Source organism: Pedococcus sp. P1_H8 (genome assembly GCF_056405175.1).
Genome location: NZ_JBFUCP010000007.1, coordinates 335,426 through 356,057 on the forward strand (window position 1 = coordinate 335,426; position 20,632 = coordinate 356,057).

The following is a 20,632-nucleotide window of genomic DNA, read 5'->3' on the forward strand; positions in this document are numbered from 1 at the left end:
CTCCGGTAGAGTGGGGGACCGCCGGCGCGGGTGATAACCCGCTCGAATCGTGAATGCCCAGATGGGCTGCGCCGGGTCCGCAAACCACACACTCAACGGAAGCGATTTTCCATGTCCTTTGATTACAAGGTTGCCGACCTGGGCCTCGCCGAGGCCGGCCGTCACCAGATCCGCCTGGCCGAGCACGAGATGCCCGGTCTGATGTCCCTGCGTGAGGAGTTCGGGGCGGCCCAGCCGCTCCAGGGCGCCCGCATCGCCGGCTCGCTGCACATGACCGTCCAGACCGCCGTGCTCATCGAGACGCTGACCGCGCTCGGCGCCGAGGTCCGCTGGGCCTCCTGCAACATCTACTCGACCCAGGACGAGGCCGCCGCCGCGGTCGTCGTCGGCAAGGGCACCCCGCAGGACCCGCAGGGTGTCCCCGTGTTCGCCTGGAAGGGCGAGACGCTCGAGGAGTACTGGGACTGCACCGAGCAGATCCTGACCTGGCCCGGTGGCCAGGGCGCCAACATGATCCTCGACGACGGTGGCGACGCCACGATGCTCGTGCACAACGGCCGCGCGTGGGAGACCGCCGGTCAGGTGCCCCCCACCGACGAGTCGGACTCCGAGGAGGTCGGGGTCTTCAAGGAGCTCGTCCGCAAGACCCTCAAGGCCGACCCCACCAAGTGGACCAAGGTCTCCGAGGAGATCAAGGGCGTCACCGAGGAGACCACCACCGGTGTGCACCGCCTCTACGAGCTGGCCGCCACCGGTGACCTCCTCTTCCCGGCGATCAACGTCAACGACTCGGTCACCAAGTCCAAGTTCGACAACAAGTACGGCTGCCGCCACTCGGTCCTCGACGGCCTCAACCGCGCCACCGACGTCCTCATCGGCGGCAAGGTCGCCGTCGTCGCCGGCTTCGGCGACGTGGGCAAGGGCTGCGCCTCGGCGCTGGCCGGCCAGGGCGCCCGCGTCATCGTGACCGAGATCGACCCGATCTGCGCGCTGCAGGCCGCGATGGAGGGCTACCAGGTCGCCCGCCTCGACGACGTCGTGGACATCGCCGACATCTTCGTCACGACCACCGGCAACTTCAACATCATCACGGCCGAGCACATGACGAAGATGAAGAACAAGGCGATCGTGTCCAACATCGGTCACTTCGACAACGAGATCGACATGGCCGGCCTGGCCAAGGTCGCCGTCACCAAGACCGAGATCAAGCCCCAGGTCCACGAGTGGACGTTCGAGAGCGGCAACTCGATCATCGTCCTGTCCGAGGGTCGCCTGATGAACCTCGGCAACGCGACCGGCCACCCGAGCTTCGTCATGTCGAACTCGTTCGCCAACCAGACGATCGCCCAGATCGAGCTGTTCACCAAGAACGACGACTACGCCAAGCAGGTCTACGTGCTGCCCAAGCACCTCGACGAGAAGGTCGCCCGTCTGCACCTCGACGCCCTCGGCGTCCAGCTCACCGAGCTGACCAAGGAGCAGGCTTCCTACATCGGTGTCGACGTGGCCGGCCCCTACAAGCCGGAGCACTACCGCTACTGAGGCTGCGCCCTCACCGGCGGCCCGGTCCGCCACGCAGGGACATCAGAACGCAACGACAAAAGGTATGCCGCCCGCTCACGAGAGCGGGCGGCATACCTTTTGTTCGTGGTCTGGCTTGCTAGCGGACGAGCGTGACGAAGCGCCCACCGTGGTCACAGTTGGTGGTGTCGCCCAGGGCGCACTGCGGGTCACCGCTGCCGCCCGAGGTCTGGACGTTCACCAGGCGGAGCAGCAGGTAGTTGTCCTGGTTGGTCCCCGTCGCCGGGCTCAAGTTGCTGTTGTTGTAGGGCGCACCGCATTCGCCGTCCATCGGGATCGCGGCACTGTTCTGGTCGTTGTTGGTCCCGAAGTGGTAACCGCAGACGATGACGCCGGCCAGGGACTGCACGGGGTAGATGGCGTTGTTGCCCCCCGCGTTGACGACGGCGGCTGTGTCGCACGGGTTGGGCGTGCCGCAGAAGACCGGCAGGAGGATGTGCTTGCGCTCCTGGACGAGGGACGTCCACGCCTGCAGGATCGGTGTGCTGCCGAGGTTTCCGGTGTTGGCGCCCAGACACGTGCTCGAGATCGCGGGGCAGCTGTTCGTGAGGTAGGTGCGGAGCGCGGAACCGGTGCGGGGCGCCTGGAGGGGCACGATGTTGATGGGGCTGGTGCAGCCGTTCTGGGTGGCGGTGCCGAGGTAGCTGGAGCTGTTGCTGGACGCCTCGGGGCAGTCGATCGACCACCAGTTGCCGCTCGTGGCCGCACCGGGGCACAGGCTGTTGGCGGCGGACGGCAGCTGCATCTGGAAGACCTGCGAGGGGCCGCTGGCCGGCACTGCCGGGAGGAAGGACCCGCACAGCGCATAGGGCCGCACACCGATTGCGCCGTTGGGGACCGAGACGCGAGCGGTGGCGGACTTGGCGGAGTTGTAATCGCTCGTCTGTCCGAAGATCCCACCGAGGAACGACGCGGTCGACCCGGCCGAGTTGTACGTGATGTCCAGAGACAGGTTGTCCGGGGAGCAGGCGACCGACGTGATGGAGCCGGTGCTGTCCGCGCGGTTCTGCGTGCGGTAGGCCTGCACGGCGGTCTGGACCGAGGCCCGGGCCGAAGCGTCCGCAGCCAGGGTCGCGCAGCTGCCGTTCAGCTCGCCGTACTTGGACGCCGCGGCGAGCGATGCGGAGTCGGATGCGACCTGCAGCTGGCGGGTGCTGACGTAGGACACGCCGAAGTCGACCGTGAAGGCCCCGATCCCGACCAGCACGAGCATGAGGATGGCCACGGTGACGGCGACTGCGCCCCCCTCGTCGCGACGTCGGGAACGCAGTCGGCTCAGGAGTTGAACTCGCATCGGAAGGCCCCAATCGCGGAGAGGTTGAACGAGGGTTGGAAGAACGGCAGCGAGAGGGTCGAGGTGTAACGCAGGCGCACGTAGACGTTGTCGCCCACGACGCTGGTGCTGCAGGCCTGCGTCGTGTCGCCGCTGCAGAGCCCGGTCCAGCTGCTGGGACTGGTCGCCGAGACCTTGATGTCCACCGCGACGTTGGTCTTGGTGACGAAGAGTGTGGTGGCGTTGTCCTTCGCGTCACGGGTGAGCATCGTCGTCGACGTCAACGCGGTCCCAGCGGGACCACCAGTCCCGCAGTAGGAGCCCCGGACCGCGGCCGAGCGGGCGACCTGCCGGGCGGCGTTGCCCAGGGCCAGCTGCTGGGCGAGGACCACCCCGAAGCCGACGATGGCACTGATGAGCAGGACCAGGATCGGCATGACCAGGGCGAACTCGACAGCCGCGGCCCCGCCCTCAGGGCGACTGCCACGGATGGGTCGGCTCAATGCCATGCGTACTGCGCTCCCTGCGTCGTGACACGCCCACGCGGCGTGTTGCCTCCCAAATCTTGGAGGGGGGACCGCGACTCCTGAATAGTCCAAACGGCTGAATTCGTGGTCCGGCCGGTCGAGGGCAGGGTCTGCGCCGCGAGGATCGGGACATTCGGCCGGGTCGACCCTGACCGAACGGCTGAGGGCGAGTCGGCTCGTCGTGTCCGGCGGGCACACTGTCCCGGGCAGCTCCAGCGGGGCGGCCCGGTCGCCAGGTCCACCTGACCTGCGCTCCCGTGTGTGATGATTCGGGAGGGAATTCATTACTCACCGTTGGGAAGAGGGTTGACGCAGGTGAAGGGTCGCGTGCTCATCGTCGATGACGATCTGGCGCTGGCGGAGATGCTTGGCATCGTCCTGCGCAACGAGGGGCTCGAGGTCTCGCACGTGGCCGACGGGGCCGGCGCCCTGGGGGCCTTCCGAGACAGCCGGCCCGACCTGGTCCTGCTCGACGTGATGCTGCCCGGTCTGGACGGCATGGAGGTCTGCCGCCGGATCCGTGCCGAGTCCGGGGTCCCGATCGTCATGCTCACGGCGCGCACCGACACCGTCGACGTGGTCGTGGGCCTGGAGTCCGGCGCCGACGACTACGTCGTCAAGCCGTTCAAGCCGCAGGAGCTCATCGCGCGCATCCGGGCCCGGCTGCGTCGCGGCGACGAGCCGGAGCCCGAGCGTCTCGAGATCGGCGACCTCGTCATCGACGTCGCGGGGCACTCGGTCAAGCGGGACGTCACCGCGCTGTCGCTGACGCCGCTCGAGTTCGACCTCCTCGTCGCCCTGGCCCGCAAGCCGTGGCAGGTCTTCACCCGCGAGGTGCTCCTCGAGCAGGTGTGGGGCTACCGCCACGCCGGCGACACGAGGCTGGTCAACGTCCACGTGCAGCGGCTGCGCTCCAAGATCGAGCACGACCCCGAGCACCCCGAGATCGTCGTGACGGTGCGCGGCGTCGGCTACAAGGCCGGCCCGAACTAGCCATGTCCGAGTCGGCCCGTCCGAGGCCTGGTCGGACGCCGACACCGCGGTTCTCCGACCACCGCGTCAAAGGGGTGCGCGCGGTCCGCACCGCACTGGCGCGCTCGCGGCGCCAGCTGGTGCGCTGGACGCGGAGGCTGGCACACCTGTGGCGGGCGTCGCTGCAGTTCCGCGTCGTCACCTCCACGATGCTGCTGGGCCTTGCGGTCGTCGTGCTCCTCGGCTCCTACCTCTTCTCGTCCATCTCCGACGGACTCGAGCAGGACCGCATCGAGTCGGCCAAGCTCGAGTCCTCACGGCTGACGACGGAGGTGCAGGGCAGCTTCGACAACAGCGACCGCACGAGCAGTGAGGGCGACCTCAACCTGCTGGCGCGCCAGGCAGTGCAGAGCGCCGCCTCGCCGGGCGGCGACAACGAGCGCTACCTCGTGCTGACCCGCAGCCTCGCCAACACGTCGAACACGTCGGTGCAGACGCTCTCCAGCGGACGGGTGGGGCTTCCCGCGGTCCCGGTCGCCCTGCGTGAGGCCGTGCGCGCCGACCCCCGTCGCCAGCAGGTGATGCTCATCGGCATCACCGATCCGCAGGGCGGCGGCCGCGTGCCTGCCGTCATCGTCGGCTCGCAGGTCGAGGTGCCCCTCGCCGGGAACTACGACCTGTATGCCGTGTTCCCGATGCAACGCGAACAGGCGACCCTCGACCTCATCACCCGCACGTTCCTCATCGGGGGCCTGGCCTTGGTCTTCCTCGTCGGCGTGATCGCCTGGGTCGTGACCCGACAGGTCGTCAGCCCGGTCCGTCGGGCCGCGCTGGTGGCCGAGCGGCTGTCCTCGGGACGGCTCAACGAACGCATGCGCGCCCGCGGTGAGGACGACCTGGCCCGCCTCGCGAAGTCGTTCAACGAGATGGCCGACAGCCTGCAGACCCAGATCCGCCAGCTGGAGGGCCTGTCCCGGGTCCAGCAGCGGTTCGTCTCGGACGTCTCGCACGAGCTCCGCACACCGCTGACCACCATCCGGATGGCCGCAGACCTGATCCACGACTCCCGCCGAGCGTTCGACCCGGCGGTCTCGCGCTCGGCCGAGCTGCTGCACAACGAGCTCGACCGGTTCGAGGAGCTGTTGGCGGACCTGCTCGAGATCAGCCGGTTCGACGCGGGAGCGGCGGCGCTCGACTCCGAGGTCACCGACCTGCGGGCGACGGTCTCGCGGGCCGTGCAGTCGGCCCAGCCCATCGCCGACCGCTGGGGCAGCGCCATCACCGTGACCTCGGCCGGGCGGTGCGACGCCGAGGTGGACGCCCGTCGCGTCGAACGCATCCTGCGCAACCTCGTCGTCAACGCCCTCGAGCACGGGGAGGGGCGGCCGGTGGAGATCGCCATCGCCGTCAACGAGTCGGCGGCTGCCGTCACCGTGCGCGACCACGGCGTCGGCCTGCGCCCCGGTGAGGGCGCGCTGGTCTTCAACCGTTTCTGGCGTGCCGACCCGGCCCGCGCCCGCACGACCGGTGGGACCGGCCTGGGCCTGGCCATCTCGCTGGAGGACGCCCGGCTGCACGACGGCTGGCTCCAGGCCTGGGGCGAACCAGGGGAGGGGTCCTGCTTCCGGCTCACCCTGCCCCGGCACGCCGACCGGCCGATCGTCGAGGCTCCGCTGCCCTTGCGGCCGGCTGACGTCCCCGAGCCGCAGGCCGCTGCGGTGAAGCCTGCCGGCTTCACTACGCAAGGCGGCGCCTCGCCCCACGTGGTGACCACGCGGCATACCCCCACCGCGCCGGGGAGTCCCCGATGAGGCGCCGGTATGCCGCGAGCCTGGCCGTGTCTGCGGTGTTCGCCGTGGGCGCGTGCGGGGGGCTGTCCACCAGCTCGACCATCCAGCCCGGGCTCGAGGTCGGCTCGGTCCAGGAGAACGAGGTGCGGGTGGAGGTCAACCCGGTCGCGCCGGGGTCCTCACCCCAGCAGGTGGTGCAGGGCTTCATCAGGGCAGCGGCAGCCAGCGACGACGGGTACCAGGCTGCGCGGTCCTACCTCGGGTCCGGACCCCAGGGCTCCTGGCGGCCAGACTCCTCGGTCGTCGTCTTCGGCTCCGACTCCGAGCTCACCTACACGCCGTCCTCCGACAACACGGTCACGGCCGTCGCGAACGCCATCGCGCGGATCGACGGGTCGGGGCGCTACGAGGAGCTGCCGCCCAACTCGCGGGTGCAGGTCACCTTCGGGCTCGCCCGCACCAGTGGTGAGTGGCGGATCAGCACGATGCCGGACAAGTTCGGCACCTGGCTGAGCCGAGCCGACCTCGACCGGTTGTACGACCCGTTCCGCATCTACTACGTGTCGGCGGGAGATCACCGACTGGTCCCGGACATCCGCTGGCTGCCCCTCGGCACCGGGCTCGCGACCCGGCTGGCCAGGTCCCTGCTGGCGGGTGTGCCGACCTACCTCAGGGGAGCGGTGCGGACCGACATCCCGTCCGGGACGCAGCTGGCCGTCGACGCGGTGACCGTCGAGTCGGGGACGGCCAAGGTGGACCTCGCGGCCACCCGGCTGGGCAACGACCCGGGGCAGCGTCAGAACCTTGGTGCCCAGTTCCTCGCGACCGTGACCCAGGCGCCGGGCGTCGAGCGCGTCGCGCTGCGGCTGGAGGGCGCCGACCTGCAGATGCCCAACGGCGAGAGCACCGTCGACTCCCTGTCCGTGCTGGGCTTCACCACTCCGTCCGACCCGGACGTCAAGCCGCTCCTGCGGGTGGGGTCGGCCTTGGTTCCCGTGGATCCCGATGACGTCGGCGACTCCGTCGAGCGGACCCCGCCGCCGGAGGCGGCGACACTGCCTGCGGTGCAACCCGGGTGGGCCTATCTGGCCATGTCCCGCAACGGTCAGGAGGTCGCGGCCGTCGGTGGCGACCGCGCCCAGCTGGCGCGGTGGCGGGGCAACACCCAGGTGCAGCTCGTCTCGCCCGGCACCCGGCTCACCCGGCCCACCTACGACCGTGAGGACGTGCTGTGGGTGGCGGGTCGCAGCAACGGCGCGACGAAGGTCTGGGCCATCAATGCCGCGGCCGATCCGGCGGACGCCTCCAAGGCCCTGCCGCAGGTCGTGGCCGTCGACTGGCTGGCCGACCGGTCGGTGGTGAGCCTGCGACTCTCGCCCGACGGGCAGCGCCTCGCTGTCATCACTACCAAGGCGGACGGCACGGACCCCCGCGTCGAGGTCGCTGGAGTCGTGCGGCAGCCGAACGGTCTGCCGGCGTCCTTGGCTGAGCCGCTCCGACTGGCGCCGACGCTGACGCTGGCCCGCGACCTGGTGTGGGTGGACGACGCCACCCTGGCGGTCCTGGGCAGGTTGACGCCCACACAGGTGGTCCGGCCGTGGCTGGTCCCCCTGGGTGGTGCGATAGCCGCGGGGCCGGATATCGCTGGGGCACAGTCGATCACGACGGTCAACGGGGAGCGTGGACTCGTCGTGACGACCGACAAGCACCAGGTGCTCATCCGCGCCGGCAGCAGGTGGCAACGGGTCGGCGAGGGAACCGACCTGGTGGTCGCCGCCAGGTAGTCCTGCTGCCCTGCTGCCCTGCCGCCCTGCTGGCCTAGGAGGCGCTGACCGGCGCGCGCAGGAGCACGTAGTCGCCACCCGTGGCGATGGGGGACCACCCGAGCCGTTGCTCCAGGGCGCCGGCCAGCGCCGAGTCGGTCCTGAGCACGGCGTAGGTCGCCCGCGTCCGGGTGAGGATGTCCTGCCACCCCGGCTGGACCCGCTCCGCCCGGCGGTAGGCGGCAATGTGCTCAGGGGAGTAGAGCTCCACTCGCAGGTCGATCACGGGCGTGAGTGACGGGTGCCGCCACAACAGCCACCCGCTCAGGCCGAAGTCGTCGAGGACCACGGTGTGCTCGGGAAGGTTCGCCAGCGCGGAGTCGACCGGACCGAGCTTGCCGGGGAACTGCTGGGCGGAGGTCCCGCCCGGGCCGGCCGCCACGAGGGCTGCCAGGGCCAGCGCCAGTGCCCAGGAGACCGCGACGGCCCGGCGCTCGCGACGCGACCATGCTTCGCGGGGTCGGCCGATCACGGCCTGGAGCGCCGTGGCGAGCAGGGGCGCGGCCAGGATGGCGCCGAGCGGCACGAGCCGCCACATCACCAGGGTGAGGGCCAGCGACAGGAGGAGCTGTGCCGACTCCCAGGGTCTGGGTCGATGCCGTCCCCACACCCACAGCAGTGCGGTGCCCACTCCCATGGCGAGCGCGGCGAGGGCGAAGACGTTGTTGACAGGGGTGGCCCGCCATTCCTCCGCGACGCCGGCGGCGTTGGCCGCGACCTCGAACGGGCTGAGCAGCAGGGCCGGGCCCAGCGGGGTGAGGGCCACCGCCGCTGCGCAGGCGGCCACGAGGCCGACGAGCTGGGCCGACCTCCGGCGATCCGGGCGGGTCGAGGGGTCGATCAGGAGGGCGGTGACGAAGACGGCGCTCGCGACCAGACCGAAGGTCCACAGGCCGTGGCTGCAGGCCCAGAGCCAGAACACCGGGATCAGCCACCACCGGGGTCGGCCGTCCCGAACGGTTCGCGACCAGGCCAGCACGACGACGGCGAAGCAGACGAAGCTGATGAGCTGCGGTCGCGGGTTGAGCCCTCCTCCGCAACCCAGGATCCCCAGCGCGGCCGTCGCGGAGGCCGCCAGGCGGCCGGCCGACTGACGCCCCGTCAGGTAGAGCAGGACCACCAACGACACGGTGGCCAGGGCCCGCAGCCACACGAGGGCGCCCAATCCGGTCTGGCCGACGAGCCACGCCGTCACCGCTTCGGGCAGCCACTGGGTGGCGGTGTAGGCGTGCGCGGCGAACGCTGCCCAACGGTCCGGGCCGCGCAGCACGTGGGTGTCCAGGACCTGCTGTCCCACCCGCAGGTGCCACCACGTGTCCACCTCGGCGTACTGCCCGACGCCGAAGCCGAGGGCGACGACGAGCGCCACGGCATACGCGAAGACTCCCAGGGTGCGCGAGAACGAACGCGTCATGGTGCGACCAACAGAACGAAGCCGCGGTCGTGTCCGCGGGCGACCCAGCCCGACTCTTGCTGCAGAGCGCCCGCGAGTGGGGAGGACTGGAGCAGGAGGGCTGCCTCGGGGTCGGTCCTGGTCAGGAAGGACTGCCACCCGGGCACGGCCGCGCGGGCGTCGATGTAGGCCTGGACGTGGGCGGGGGAGTACGACTCGATGCGCAGGTCGAAGACGGGACGCAGCTGGGGCGCGACGTACAGCACCCATCCCGTGACGTCGCCCTCAGCGACGACCCGGGTGCCTTCGGGCAGGGCGTCCAAGGGTGCCCGCAACGCCGTGGGGACGTAGGCCGGGCGGTCCTGGGCCGCGTGGGCGGCGAGAGGCACCGCCAGCAGGGCAGCGACCAGGACGGCGGCGACCAGGCCCCACGTCTCCGTGCGAGGGACGCGCGACCAGTCGTGCGGCTGGGGCGGCGGCTGCGGCGGCTGCGGCGGCTGCGGCGGCTGCGGCGGCTGCGGCGGCTGCCGAGAGGTCCAGGCGCTGGCGACCATCGGCGCCAGGATGAAGGCTGCCACCGGCACCGTTCGCTGCATGGCGAGGGCCAACCCGAGGGACAGCAGCAGGAGTAGGACCTCCCAGGACGAGGGTCGGGCCGGCTGGTGCAACCAGAGCGCCACCAGCACCGCGGCCAGGCCGAGTGCTGCGACGACCTGCGGGTCGCGCGCCGACGACGGCAGCCACTCCTCGACGAACTTGCGTCCGTTCGAGCCGGCCTGGAACGGCGTCAGCAGGAGCGCGGGCCCCAGAGGCGTGAGGGCTGCGGCGACGAGGCTGGCCACCCACACGGCGACCAGCTGTCGGTGGCCGGGGCGCGTCCAGGACGTGGCGATGACGGCCACGGCACCAACCGCGACCCCCAGTGACCAGACGCCGTGGGTGCACGCGAGGAGCCAGGTGAGTGGCACGAGCGACCAGTGGGGTCGGCCGCTGCGAGCGCTGGCCTGCCACAGGGCCACGATCGCCGCCAGGAGCACGAAGCCCAGCAGCTGCGGTCGTTCCGTCAGGGCCGGCCACGCAGCCACGAGGACCACGCCCGAAACCGCAAGGGACACGGCTACCGCGCCCACCTCCCGCAGGGCTCGGTAGACCACGGCGGCCAGGGCCACGATGCCGACGACCCGCGCCCAGACGACCACTCCGAGACCGAACGTGTCGGTGAGCGCGGAGACGACGACGGACGGAAGCCACTGGGTGGGGATGTAGGCGTGCGTCGCGAGGGGGGCCCAGGGGTCCGGGAGGCCGAACCGTCCACCGTGACGCAGGTACTCACCCACGCGCAGGTGCAGCCAGGGACTGGGATCCCCGATCCCGCGGCTCAGCAGGATCGGGGACAGGGCAAGGACCAGGGGAGCGATGAGGAACGCCCGGCCGCGCAGCAGTCGTGGGGGCCGGGGCATGGGGTCATTCTTCGGGCAGGGCGCATAGTCCTGCACCTCGACCCCTGGGTATCGCCTGTTCGGGGGACCAGGCTGAGTCGAAGGTGCCGGTCAGTCCTGGCGTGATGGACGATGATCCAAAGTAGTTGCAGATGCCACCCTTCGAAGGCGCTAGGGCAGATCGTCCAGCCACCGCGTCTCGAAAGGACTCCTCATGCACAAGTTCGCAGCCAGGCTGAAGGCTCGGATCGTCACCCGCGAGCAGGGCGCGACCGCAGTCGAGTACGGCCTGATGGTCGCCCTCATCGCCATCGTCATCATCGTCGCCGTGGCTCTCCTGGGTGGCAACCTCAGCACGCTGTTCAACAACGTCGCCACGAGCGTCTGAGCTCAACCACGCTTCTTGCTGGACCACGCTTCTTGCTCGACCACGCTTCGCAGTCGCCTCCACGCGACGGGATGGAACGACACGGTCGTCTCCATCCCTCGCTGGGGGCGACTTTCTTGTGCCCGCCTACTCACACCCCTCCACGCACGGGTATCCGCCGTTCGGGGGATAAGGCCGAGTCGAAGGTGCCGGACCGTCATGGCATGACGGACGATTACCTGCCGTGGGTGGAACTGGAAGTCTTCTCGGCGCTGGGGCATCCCGTCCAAGCGCCCGTTGGTCTTGAAAGGACACATCACATGCACAAGTTCGCCGCAAAGCTGAAGGCCCAGATCGCCACCCGCGAGCAGGGTGCGACCGCTGTTGAGTACGGCCTGATGGTCGCCCTCATCGCCATCGTCATCATCGTCGCCGTCGCCCTCCTGGGTGGAAACCTCAGCACGCTGTTCCACAACACCGCTACCAGCATCTGACGCTTCACCAACCGACGGGCAGCTTCAGCCCGCCGACCAGGAGGACAGCATGACTGCACGACTCGTCCGTATCGCGCCCCTCGGCCGGTTCGTCCGGGCACTGCGGTTGCGTTCCTCCGACAGCGAGCTGACCCGGGGGGGGGGGGGGGGGGGGGGGGGGGCGGGGGGGGCCGTGGTCATTATCGTGTCGGTGGCGGCCTTCGGCCACAACGTCAGCGACCTTTACAACGTGCCGTCGAGCATCTTCAACCCGTAGGCCGGGCCCCGACAGCGGGCTCGCCTTCTTCGCCTGACTTCAAGCAAGGGAAATGACATCGTGGGACGCAGAATTGTCGCCATCTTCGCGGCCGCGCTCGTGGCACTTCTCGGCGTGGTCGCCGTGCTGATGTACGCGAGGGGCGCGGACAGCCGCGCAGTCGCCTCGCAGCATCCCGCGTCCGTCTACGTGGTCAAGTCGATCGTGCCTGCCGGGACGACGCTCAAGGACTCGGTGCAGAGCGGGTTGATCATCAAGACCTCCGTCGCGGCCAAGGGTGTGCCGCTCGGCGCACTCTCCGGCGTCGACGGGTCCAACGGTGGGCTCTTCGCCCTCTCTGACATCCAGCCCGGCGAGTACGTGCTTGCTGACCGCTTCGGGACCAAGCCCGTCGGACAGAAGGCCATCGACGTCCCCGCCGGCCTGGTCGCGGTCTCCATCGCGCTCGCCGACCCCGCCCGCGTCGGCACCTTCCTCACCCCTGGCTCGAAGATCGTCCTCTTCGACACCTACACACCGACCGAGACCGGCGCGAAGACCGGGAGCACCAGCGGCACCGCGAAGGTGATCAGCCAGCAGACCCGTGTGCTCCTCGACGACGTCCTCGTCATCGCCATGGGCGAGGCCTCGCTGACGCCCGCCCAGGCCCCCGCCGGTGAGGACAAGGCTGAGAACACCGCGCCGGTGGCCGGGGCCCTGATGACGGTGGCGGTGACCCCCGCCGACGCGAACCGCCTCGTGCACGGGATCCAGACCGGCAACCTGTATGCCGCCCTCCGCGGCACCGACGCCAAGGTCGACCTGGGCAAGGTTGTCTCCGAAGCCAGCCTCTTCTCCGGCAAGTAGGAGCAGGACCATGACCCTCTTGTGGGATGCAGACCCCTCCGCCCAGGAGCGCTACGACTTCGCCGTCGGTGCGATCCTCCGCGTCGACACGCAGGTGGCTGCGGTGCGGGCCCTCGAGGACAACCCCAACGAGCCGCTCGTCCTGATCGGTCCGGACGTCGACATGGACGCCGCGTGTCAGTTCAGCGAGTTCTGCCGCGTGGAGCACCCCGAGCTCGGGGTGCTCCTGCTCCGTCGTCGCATCGACGTGGCTGTCCTGGGCCAGAGCCTTCGCGCGGGTGTGCGCGAGGTGGTCGCCGCAGACGACCTCACGGGTCTGGCCGACGCCGCACGACGCAGCCGCGAGCTGACCATGCGTGTCCACGGCCACTCCGGCGAAGCGGTGGGTGGTCACACGGCCAGGGTCGTCACGATCTTCTCGGCCAAGGGTGGGGTCGGCAAGACGACCTTCGCGACCAACATCGGCGCCTACCTCGCCTCGACGGGGTCCAAGGTCCTGCTGGTCGACCTCGACCTGGCTTTCGGCGACGTGGGCATCAGCCTGCAGATGCTCCCCCAGAACTCCATCATCGACCTGGTGAGCATGGCCGGAAACATCGACGAGCAGGCCATCAAGTCGGTCGTGACCAAGCACGACAGCGGGCTCGAAGCCATCAGCGCACCCGCAGAGCCGAGCGACGCGGACCGCGTGCCGGGGTCCACCGTCGGTGAGCTGATCCGGGTGGCCAAGCGGCACTACGACTTCGTCGTGCTGGACACACCTCCCGCATTCACCTCCCACGTCCTGGCTGCCTTCGACGACAGCGACGTGCTCGTCCTCATCGCCACGCTCGACATCCCGGCCGTGAAGAACCTGCGGCTCACCCTCGACACCCTCGACCTGCTGGGCAACCCGAAGGACAGCAGGCTCATCGTGCTCAACCGGTCCGACGCCAAGGTGGGACTGCGGGCCGAGGACGTGGTGGCCGCCCTCAAGCAGGAGATCGCGGTCATGGTCCCCAACAGCACCGCGGTGCCGGCTTCGGTGAACCGGGGAGTCCCGATCGTCCTGGACGAACCCAAGCACCCGGTGAGCGCCGCCCTGCGCGACCTCGCCGACAACTTCATCCGCACGCCCGAGCACCACGGCTCCGCAGCAGTGCAGCCGACCACCGCACCAACCACCCGTGCGGGTCGCTGGTCGCTGTCACGAGGGGGTAACCGATGAGTCTGGCCGAGCGTCTCGAGAGTGTCCGTAGGAGCCAGCAGGCAGTCGAGGCGAACTCCGGGACCCAGACTCCCGCCACGGGCAACGAGCGCCAGCGCATCGCCGACCCGTTCGCTGCTGTCAAGGCGAGCGTCCACCAGGCCCTGCTGGACTCGCTCGGCCCGCAGCTGTACGACCCGCACCTCGACCAGGCCGAGCTCGAGTCGAAGGTCAGGCACACGCTCCAGGAGGTCATCGACCACGAGGAGACGCCTCTGTCGCTGGCCGACCGGACGCGCATCTCCCAGGAGGTCGCCGACGAGATCCTGGGCCACGGGCCACTGGAGCCGCTCCTGCGCGACAGCGAGATCACCGAGATCATGGTCAACGGTCCCGACCAGATCTACGTCGAGCGCGCCGGCAAGCTCTATCCCGTCGAGACGCACTTCAGCTCCGACGCCCACCTGCGCCGCACGATCGACAAGATCGTCGGTCGCGTCGGCCGGCGCGTCGACGAGGCCAGCCCGCTGGTGGACGCCCGACTCCCCGACGGCTCGCGTGTCAACGCGGTCATCCCGCCGATCGCCCTGGACGGGTCACTGCTCACCATCCGAAAGTTCGCCACCGACCCCTTCACCGACAAGGACCTGATCGCCTTCGGGACGTTCACGCCGCAGGTCCGTGACTTCCTCAGCGCCTGTGTCCGTGGTCGCCGGAACATCGTCATCTCCGGTGGTACCGGCTCCGGCAAGACCACGCTGCTCAACGTCGTGTCCTCCTTCATCCCCGACGACGAGCGCATCGTCACCATCGAGGACGCTGCGGAGCTCCAGCTCAAGCAGGACCACGTGCTGCGCCTGGAGTCCCGACCGTCCAACATCGAGGGCCGGGGTCAGATCGACATCCGCGAGCTCGTGAAGAACGCGCTGCGCATGCGACCCGACCGGATCGTCGTCGGTGAGTGTCGAGACGGCGCCGCCCTGGACATGCTCCAGGCCATGAACACCGGTCACGACGGCTCGTTGACGACCGTCCACGCGAACAGCCCCCGCGACAGCCTGGCCCGTCTCGAGACGATGGTGCTGATGGCCGGCGTCGACCTGCCCGTGCGCGCCATCCGCGAGCAGGTTGCGGGAGCCGTCGACATGGTCATCCAGCAGGCCCGCATGAAGGACGGCTCGCGCCGGGTCACCGCGATCAGCGAGGTCATCGGCATGGAAGGCGAGATCATCACCATGCAGGACCTGTTCGCGTTCGACTACAGCGCCGGGCGCGACGAGCAGGGCCGCTTCCGCGGCACGCTCCGGAGCACCGGACTGCGGCCGAAGTTCGCCACCGAGCTGCACGACCAGGGAATCGAGCTCGCCGCCGACATCTTCGTGCGGGGGATTTGATGCTCGTTCGTATGCCGCGCATGCTCGGCGCCGTCGTGGCGCTGGCCTTCGCAGGCCTGCTCTCGGGGGCTGTCTCTGCGAGTGCGGCCTCGGCCCCGATCGTCAACATCACGGGCATCGAGGCCAAGAACACCAACCTGATCGGCCTGATCTCCGCCAGCGGCGGAGCGGCCATCGACCCGAGCCTCACGGTGACGGTCTCGGGCAAGGACTACCCGGTCGACGCGATCACGTCCGGCCAGGGCACGCCGGTGACCCGCACGACCGTGCTCGTCGTCGACACGAGCGGCTCCATGGGTGAGTCCGGGATGGCCACGGTCCGCTCCGCTGTCGCGGCCTTCCTCAAGAGCGTCCCGATCGACGTCCGCGTCGGCGTGGTCTCGTTCTCCGGCAAGGCTGTCGTCAACCTCGCGCCGACGAGTGACCAGGGCAAGGTCCAGGCCGCCGTCAACAACCTCAAGTCCGACGGCGAGACCGCCCTCTACGACGGCGTCGCCCTCGCCGTGCGGACCCTGGGCAGCAAGGGCGAGCGAAGCATCCTGCTCCTCAGCGATGGTGGCGACACCGCCAGCAAGACCACCCAGGCCCAGGCCACCAGCGCCCTGAAGCGTGGTGGCATCCGGGCTGAGGCAGTGTCGTTCAAGTCCACCGAGGGCAACGTCTCGGTGCTCAAGGGGTTCGCCTCCGCGGGTGGTGGCTCCGTGGTCTCGGCCGCGAATGCCGGTGCGGTCGCCAGTGCCTTCACCACCGCTGCCAAGACCCTGGCGTCGCAGCTCACCTTCTCCATGCCGATGCCGCCGGGTGTCAGCGCCGTGCAGAACATCAAGATCTCCGGCCTCGCAGGCGGCAAGAGCTTCGCGACGACCGCCCTCGTCGACTTCGGCGATGGCGTCCCCCTGAACGGCAAGGCGGCCCCCGCCTCGAACAGGCCCGTCGTCGGTCCGACCGAGGAGGTCGTGAAGGCGGCCCCAGAGGCCAAGACGCTTCCGGTCCTCGGGGTCTCGCCCCTCGTGGGAATCGCGATGATCGCGATCTTCCTCGGCGTGGCCGCTGTGGGCATCGCCCTGTCGGCCTCGTCGTTCAAGTCCGGTCGCCAGAGCCGGGTCGACAGCATCGACAGCTATGTGACGGCCGGCGGACCCATCAAGGCGAAGAAGCGGCAGCGCCAGACCGCCGCGATGTCCGAGAGCCTGGTGTTCCTGGGCGAACGGATGATGGAGGGACGCGCGTCGACCAGCAAGACCATGGCGCTCATCGAGCGGGCCGACCTGCCACTGCGGGCCGGTGAGTGGTGGGTGCTGCGGATCATCGCCCTCGTGGCGGGTGTTGCCGCGTCGATGTCCCTGATCCGTGGCGGGACGGTCATGACCCTCGTCGCGGCGCTCCTGGGCGTTGTCCTGGGCATCTTCGCCCCCGCCTTCATCCTTCGCTTCCTCGCGAAACGGCGAGCGAAGAAGTTCGACGGCCAGCTCCCCGATGTGCTCACCCTGGTGGCCAGCAGTCTTGCCACCGGCTTCTCGCTCCCGCAGGCACTCGACGCCGTGGCCAAGGACGCGGCCGACCCGTCGGCCAAGGAGTTTTCCCGGGCCCTGGCCGAGACGAGGATCGGTGCGGACATCGCAGACTCGCTCGAGCGGATGTCCGAGCGGATGGACAGCGCCAACATGCGCTGGACGTCGATGGCGATCCGCATCCAGCGTGAGGTCGGTGGCAACCTCGCCGAGACCCTGCGCATCACCGCAAAGACTCTTCGGGAGCGCGAGGAGCTGCAGCGCCACGTCCGTGGGCTCTCCGCCGAGGGCAGGCTCTCGGCGTACATCCTCATCGCCCTCCCGATCGGCATCTTCATCTACACGTTTGAGACCAACCGGTCGTACATCGAGCCGCTGTGGACCCGACCCATGGGCATGGTCATGATCGCCGTTGGCATCGTCCAGCTGGTCATCGGCTGGTTCTGGATGAAGAAGACTGTGGAAGTGAGGGTCTGAGATGGGAACCATGCTGCTGATCGTCGGCCTCGTCGCCATCGCGGGGGCACTCGCGACGCTCGTCATCGCCATGTCCGCTGGGGCCGGTACGACCACAGGTGTCGCCAGGTCGCTCGAGCTGCTCGAGAAGACCGTGAACCAGCGGGAGGTCAGCAAGTCCGACCTGCCGTTCATGGAGCGGATCGTGGTGCCCACGCTCGCCAGGTTCCGCGCCCTGGCGAACAAGCTGTCCCCCACCGGCACCCAGGAGGGCCTCACCCGGCGCCTGGACCTGGCGGGAAACCCCGGTGCCTGGACCGCAGAGCGGATCATGGGCGGCAAGGGAGCGGGCCTGATCATCGGCGCGGTTCTCGGTCTCCTGTTCGGCGGTTTCAGCCTCAAGGGTGGCCTGATCGCCCTGGGCGCTGCAGCGGCCGGTTTCTACCTGCCTGACGTGCTGCTGATGAACGTCGGTCAGAAGCGTCAGGAAGAGCTACGGCGTGGCCTCGCCGACGCTCTCGACATGCTGACCGTCTGTGTCGAGGCCGGCCAGGGATTCGACGCCGCGCTGATGCAGGTGGCCAAGTCGGTCTCCGGGCCGATCTCGGGCGAGTTCGCCCGCGTCCTGTCCGAGATCCAGATCGGCAAGTCCCGCGGTGCGGCGTTCAGCTCGCTGGCCGCCCGCACCACTGTCGCCGAGGCCAAGACATTTGTCAGCGCGCTGGTCCAGGCGGACCGGCTCGGTCTGCCCATCGGCAACGTCCTGCGCGAGCAGTCCATCCAGATGCGCCTCGTCCGTCGTCAGCGGGCCGAGGAGAAGGCCATGAAGGTGCCGGTGAAGATCCTCTTCCCGATGTTGCTGTTCATCTTCCCGGCGTTGTTCATCGTCATCATCGGACCCGGCGCCATCCGCATCGCCGACACCTTCAGCGGTGGGGGACTCTGACCGCGCCTGACAAGGGCGCACCCACGTGCTGACCGCCCGCGGCGACAGCGGGCGGCATACCAAGGCAGTGCCGTGGGCCGGTGGCCCGCGCCTGCCCCAGCGGCTGACCGTCAGCGGCCGCGGTGGCCGATCGACTCGGACTTGACGAGGCCCAGGCGCAGGGCTGACATGACGGCCGACGCGCGGTTGTGGGCACCGAGCTTCTCGTAGACCTTGGACACGTGCGTCTTGACGGTCGACTCGCTCATGTAGAGCTTCTTGGCGACGGCGGCGATCGAGTCGCCGGCCACGAGTCGGTCCAGCACCTCCGCCTCGCGCGGCGTCAGGCGCGGCTTGTCACTGGAGTCGCGACGACGCAGCGCTTCGGCCAGGCCGGTCGCCATGAAGGCGTCGGGAGCGACGGCGGCGCGACGGACGGCCGCGATCACCTCGTCCGACGGGGCGGACTTGAGCACCAGGGCCGACGCGCCGAGGTCGAGCGCTTCGAGCAGGGTCTCGTCGTCGTTGTGCATCGTCAGGACGACGATGCCCAGACGCGGGGACGCCTCTCGGGCCGCCCTCGCCATCACCAGGCCGGAGCCGTCGGGCATGGACACGTCCACGACGAGGACGTGGATCAGGCTCTGCGCGAGGACGGTACGGCCTTCGGCGATCCCGCCGGCCTGCCCGACCACGGACAGATCCGGCTCGCTGTCGATCATCCGGCAGACGGCTTCGCGCACCAGGGTGTGGTCATCGATCACCACGACGTTGATGGTCATGAGGGCTGGGGGATCCTTTCGTTGGACAGCGTGGCTGAGGGGGCCGCACCACGGGCTCGCATGCGCATTCGCAGGGAGACCCCGTCTCCGGCATATGGCTCGACGGAGATCTCGCCGCCCAGGCCGCTGAGCGGGTGGTCGGCGAAGTCGCGTTCGGACAGTGAGGTCGTGCCGTCGTGCGACATCCAGAGCTCGACCCTCGGGGCCGCGACGTTGAGGCGCACCTCGACAGTCTGCGCGTTGAGCGAGTGCCGCGCATCGGCGAGCATCCGCAGGAAGAGGCGGTAGATGAGCACTTCGGTGTGGGCCGGGAGGCGGAAGCCGGTCTCGCTGAGGTGCATTCGCGTCGTGACCCCGGACGACGAGCCGAAGTTCTGGAGTCGCGCACCGATCATCGCGCCCAGTCCGGTGTCGGGACGCACCGCGATCCGCAGGTCCCCGATGTGCAGCCGCAGGTCGGCCAGCACCCGTGACACATCCACGCGGAGTGCGTCGAGCTCCTCGGCGAGCGGCGACCCCTGGCCGCGGGCGTTGCGACGCACCGCGTCGATGCCGAAGCCGAGCGCCACCATCTCCTGGGCGATCCCGTCGTGCATCTCGCGGGCGAGGCGTTCGCGCTCTTCCAGGCCGGCTCGCTCCCGCAACCCTGCGAACAGCACGGACAGGTCGATGTTGGCCGCGTGCCGGGCGGCAACCGCACCAGCCGCGGCGAGGTCCTCCTCGGTGAAGGGGGTGACCAGTGGCCGGTCGGCGACCATCAGCCCCAACCGGTGGCCGTCGCCGTCATTGAGCGGGACGACGATGACCGAGCGGGCCACGAGGTCGTCCTTCCACTGCGCAAGGGTGGGCACGCCCTGGTGCCACGACCGCGCGAGGACCGAGTCGGGCTCCATCGGGTCGGGCCAGGGGGTCCGGTCCGCGCCCCGGATCGCGAGCGGCACGGCGGGGTCGTCGCCGTAGCCCACGAGGATCGCGCTGCGCGCCGCACGCATCTGGTTGCTGAGGTCCTGGAGGGCCATCTCGGCCGAACCGGGGGCGTCGAAGCCGGTGTCCAGGGTGTCGGCGAGCTCGTGCAGGCGCCGCAGCAGCAGGCTGGCCTCGGCCGCGACGTTCGGGTCGAGGGGCATCCCCACGCCCTCCATGCGGTGGGACCAGGCTCCCAGCAGACCGAAGACGAGGGCGACCATCGCGGCGAGCAGGATGGCCTGCCCCTCGGTCCAGTCCAGGCGCTTGAGCCACCACGCGGTCGCGAGGCCGGAGGCCAAGCCGACGGCGGAGATCTCCATCGCGCCCCGCCGGCCCAGCCGCAGACCGGCGTGGAACGCTGGGATCAGGATGAGGGTCTTCGACCACGGCCCGGTGTAGCCCATCGCCAGTCCGGCCACCAGGGCTCCGGCGACGAGCAGCCCGGTCAGCTGGATGCGGCGGGTCGCGGTGTCCTTGGGGCTCAGGGCGGGAAGCGCCGAGGCCGCGAGGTCGAGGGTGACGGTCAGCAGGATCCAGGGAAGACCCCGAAGGATGTCGTTGCTGAGCGATGCGAACATGGCGGCCACCAGCGCCATGGCCAGGCGAATCCGGGTGGAGACGGCGAGATGGGGCAACCACCGCATGCTCGCC

At 69.7% G+C, this 20,632-nt stretch carries 17 protein-coding genes; 11 read left to right on the forward strand and 6 right to left on the reverse strand.

Annotated features, from left to right (window positions below; genetic code table 11):
* The first annotated feature begins 111 nt into the window (after positions 1-111).
* The gene (ahcY, locus tag AC1DYG_RS12590; protein ID WP_477640204.1) at positions 112-1,542 is read left to right on the forward strand and encodes an adenosylhomocysteinase; all 1,431 of its coding nucleotides are present in this window, start codon (positions 112-114) and stop codon (positions 1,540-1,542) included.
* 118 nt (positions 1,543-1,660) lie between these two features.
* Here the strand turns inward: ahcY and AC1DYG_RS12595 are convergent, their stop codons facing one another.
* Both AC1DYG_RS12595 and AC1DYG_RS12600 read right to left on the reverse strand, forming a co-directional pair.
* Positions 1,661-2,875: a pilus assembly protein TadG-related protein gene (locus AC1DYG_RS12595; RefSeq protein WP_477640205.1), complete on the reverse strand. Its 1,215-nt coding sequence runs from the start codon at positions 2,873-2,875 to the stop codon at positions 1,661-1,663.
* Complete coding sequence (locus tag AC1DYG_RS12600) at positions 2,857-3,363, reverse strand: TadE/TadG family type IV pilus assembly protein (protein WP_477640206.1); 507 nt, start codon at positions 3,361-3,363, stop codon at positions 2,857-2,859. Before AC1DYG_RS12600 ends, AC1DYG_RS12595 begins: the two co-directional genes overlap by 19 nt.
* 333 nt (positions 3,364-3,696) lie before the next feature.
* On the opposite strand from AC1DYG_RS12600, the gene mtrA reads away from it, so the two are divergent.
* The 3 genes from mtrA to AC1DYG_RS12615 all read left to right on the forward strand — a co-directional run bounded on the left by mtrA (position 3,697) and on the right by AC1DYG_RS12615 (position 7,927).
* Positions 3,697-4,374 carry an MtrAB system response regulator MtrA gene (gene mtrA, locus AC1DYG_RS12605; protein ID WP_477615010.1) on the forward strand — a complete coding sequence of 226 codons (678 nt, stop codon included), beginning with the start codon at positions 3,697-3,699 and terminating at the stop codon, positions 4,372-4,374.
* A 74-nt stretch (positions 4,375-4,448) separates the two neighbouring features.
* Entirely contained in the window at positions 4,449-6,164 is a 1,716-nt protein-coding gene (mtrB, locus tag AC1DYG_RS12610; protein ID WP_477640207.1) for an MtrAB system histidine kinase MtrB, read from the forward strand.
* The gene (locus AC1DYG_RS12615) at positions 6,161-7,927 is read left to right on the forward strand and encodes an LpqB family beta-propeller domain-containing protein (protein WP_477640208.1); all 1,767 of its coding nucleotides are present in this window, start codon (positions 6,161-6,163) and stop codon (positions 7,925-7,927) included. Before mtrB ends, AC1DYG_RS12615 begins: the two co-directional genes overlap by 4 nt.
* A gap of 34 nt (positions 7,928-7,961) precedes the next feature.
* On the opposite strand, the gene AC1DYG_RS12620 is transcribed toward AC1DYG_RS12615, so the two are convergent.
* Positions 7,962-9,380 carry a hypothetical protein gene (locus AC1DYG_RS12620; protein ID WP_477640209.1) on the reverse strand — a complete coding sequence of 473 codons (1,419 nt, stop codon included), beginning with the start codon at positions 9,378-9,380 and terminating at the stop codon, positions 7,962-7,964.
* Positions 9,377-10,819, reverse strand: a complete 1,443-nt coding sequence (locus tag AC1DYG_RS12625) for a hypothetical protein (RefSeq protein WP_477640210.1) — start codon at positions 10,817-10,819, stop codon at positions 9,377-9,379. The genes AC1DYG_RS12620 and AC1DYG_RS12625 overlap by 4 nt, the downstream gene beginning before the upstream one ends.
* 193 nt (positions 10,820-11,012) lie before the next feature.
* Here AC1DYG_RS12625 and AC1DYG_RS12630 point away from each other — a divergent pair, with 193 nt between their 5' ends.
* From AC1DYG_RS12630 to AC1DYG_RS12660, 7 genes are all read left to right on the forward strand, one after another.
* A complete protein-coding gene (locus tag AC1DYG_RS12630; protein WP_477640211.1) occupies positions 11,013-11,186 on the forward strand; it encodes a Flp family type IVb pilin in 174 nt (57 codons plus the stop codon).
* A gap of 203 nt (positions 11,187-11,389) precedes the next feature.
* Positions 11,390-11,659: a Flp family type IVb pilin gene (locus tag AC1DYG_RS12635; protein ID WP_477640212.1), complete on the forward strand. Its 270-nt coding sequence runs from the start codon at positions 11,390-11,392 to the stop codon at positions 11,657-11,659.
* A 316-nt stretch (positions 11,660-11,975) separates the two neighbouring features.
* Positions 11,976-12,761: a Flp pilus assembly protein CpaB gene (cpaB, locus tag AC1DYG_RS12640; protein ID WP_477640213.1), complete on the forward strand. Its 786-nt coding sequence runs from the start codon at positions 11,976-11,978 to the stop codon at positions 12,759-12,761.
* Between the two features lie 10 nt (positions 12,762-12,771).
* Positions 12,772-13,968 (forward strand): CpaE/TadZ family protein, encoded by a 1,197-nt coding sequence (locus tag AC1DYG_RS12645; protein WP_477640214.1) that lies wholly within the window; start codon positions 12,772-12,774, stop codon positions 13,966-13,968.
* Entirely contained in the window at positions 13,965-15,341 is a 1,377-nt protein-coding gene (locus AC1DYG_RS12650) for a CpaF family protein (RefSeq protein ID WP_477640215.1), read from the forward strand. Before AC1DYG_RS12645 ends, AC1DYG_RS12650 begins: the two co-directional genes overlap by 4 nt.
* 11 nt (positions 15,342-15,352) lie before the next feature.
* On the forward strand, positions 15,353-17,329 hold the full coding sequence (locus AC1DYG_RS12655) for a VWA domain-containing protein (protein ID WP_477640216.1): 1,977 nt from the start codon (positions 15,353-15,355) through the stop codon (positions 17,327-17,329).
* 1 nt (position 17,330) lies between these two features.
* Positions 17,331-18,254: a type II secretion system F family protein gene (locus AC1DYG_RS12660; RefSeq protein WP_477640217.1), complete on the forward strand. Its 924-nt coding sequence runs from the start codon at positions 17,331-17,333 to the stop codon at positions 18,252-18,254.
* Between the two features lie 110 nt (positions 18,255-18,364).
* On the opposite strand, the gene AC1DYG_RS12665 is transcribed toward AC1DYG_RS12660, so the two are convergent.
* Positions 18,365-19,015, reverse strand: a complete 651-nt coding sequence (locus tag AC1DYG_RS12665) for a response regulator transcription factor (protein WP_477617592.1) — start codon at positions 19,013-19,015, stop codon at positions 18,365-18,367.
* Entirely contained in the window at positions 19,012-20,625 is a 1,614-nt protein-coding gene (locus AC1DYG_RS12670; protein WP_477640218.1) for a sensor histidine kinase, read from the reverse strand. The genes AC1DYG_RS12665 and AC1DYG_RS12670 overlap by 4 nt, the downstream gene beginning before the upstream one ends.
* Positions 20,626-20,632 lie beyond the last annotated feature (7 nt).

Bases quoted from the DNA above. Each gene is read 5' to 3' on its own strand.
- ahcY (WP_477640204.1), top strand. From the start codon at position 112: ATGTCCTTTGATTACAAGGTTGCCGACCTGGGCCTCGCCGAGGCCGGC.
- AC1DYG_RS12595 (WP_477640205.1), bottom strand. From the start codon at position 2,875: ATGCGAGTTCAACTCCTGAGCCGACTGCGTTCCCGACGTCGCGACGAG.
- AC1DYG_RS12600 (WP_477640206.1), bottom strand. From the start codon at position 3,363: ATGGCATTGAGCCGACCCATCCGTGGCAGTCGCCCTGAGGGCGGGGCC.
- AC1DYG_RS12615 (WP_477640208.1), top strand. From the start codon at position 6,161: ATGAGGCGCCGGTATGCCGCGAGCCTGGCCGTGTCTGCGGTGTTCGCC.
- AC1DYG_RS12620 (WP_477640209.1), bottom strand. From the start codon at position 9,380: ATGACGCGTTCGTTCTCGCGCACCCTGGGAGTCTTCGCGTATGCCGTG.
- AC1DYG_RS12625 (WP_477640210.1), bottom strand. From the start codon at position 10,819: ATGCCCCGGCCCCCACGACTGCTGCGCGGCCGGGCGTTCCTCATCGCT.
- AC1DYG_RS12630 (WP_477640211.1), top strand. From the start codon at position 11,013: ATGCACAAGTTCGCAGCCAGGCTGAAGGCTCGGATCGTCACCCGCGAG.
- AC1DYG_RS12635 (WP_477640212.1), top strand. From the start codon at position 11,390: ATGACGGACGATTACCTGCCGTGGGTGGAACTGGAAGTCTTCTCGGCG.
- AC1DYG_RS12645 (WP_477640214.1), top strand. From the start codon at position 12,772: ATGACCCTCTTGTGGGATGCAGACCCCTCCGCCCAGGAGCGCTACGAC.
- AC1DYG_RS12650 (WP_477640215.1), top strand. From the start codon at position 13,965: ATGAGTCTGGCCGAGCGTCTCGAGAGTGTCCGTAGGAGCCAGCAGGCA.
- AC1DYG_RS12655 (WP_477640216.1), top strand. From the start codon at position 15,353: ATGCCGCGCATGCTCGGCGCCGTCGTGGCGCTGGCCTTCGCAGGCCTG.
- AC1DYG_RS12660 (WP_477640217.1), top strand. From the start codon at position 17,331: ATGGGAACCATGCTGCTGATCGTCGGCCTCGTCGCCATCGCGGGGGCA.
- AC1DYG_RS12665 (WP_477617592.1), bottom strand. From the start codon at position 19,015: ATGACCATCAACGTCGTGGTGATCGATGACCACACCCTGGTGCGCGAA.
- AC1DYG_RS12670 (WP_477640218.1), bottom strand. From the start codon at position 20,625: ATGCGGTGGTTGCCCCATCTCGCCGTCTCCACCCGGATTCGCCTGGCC.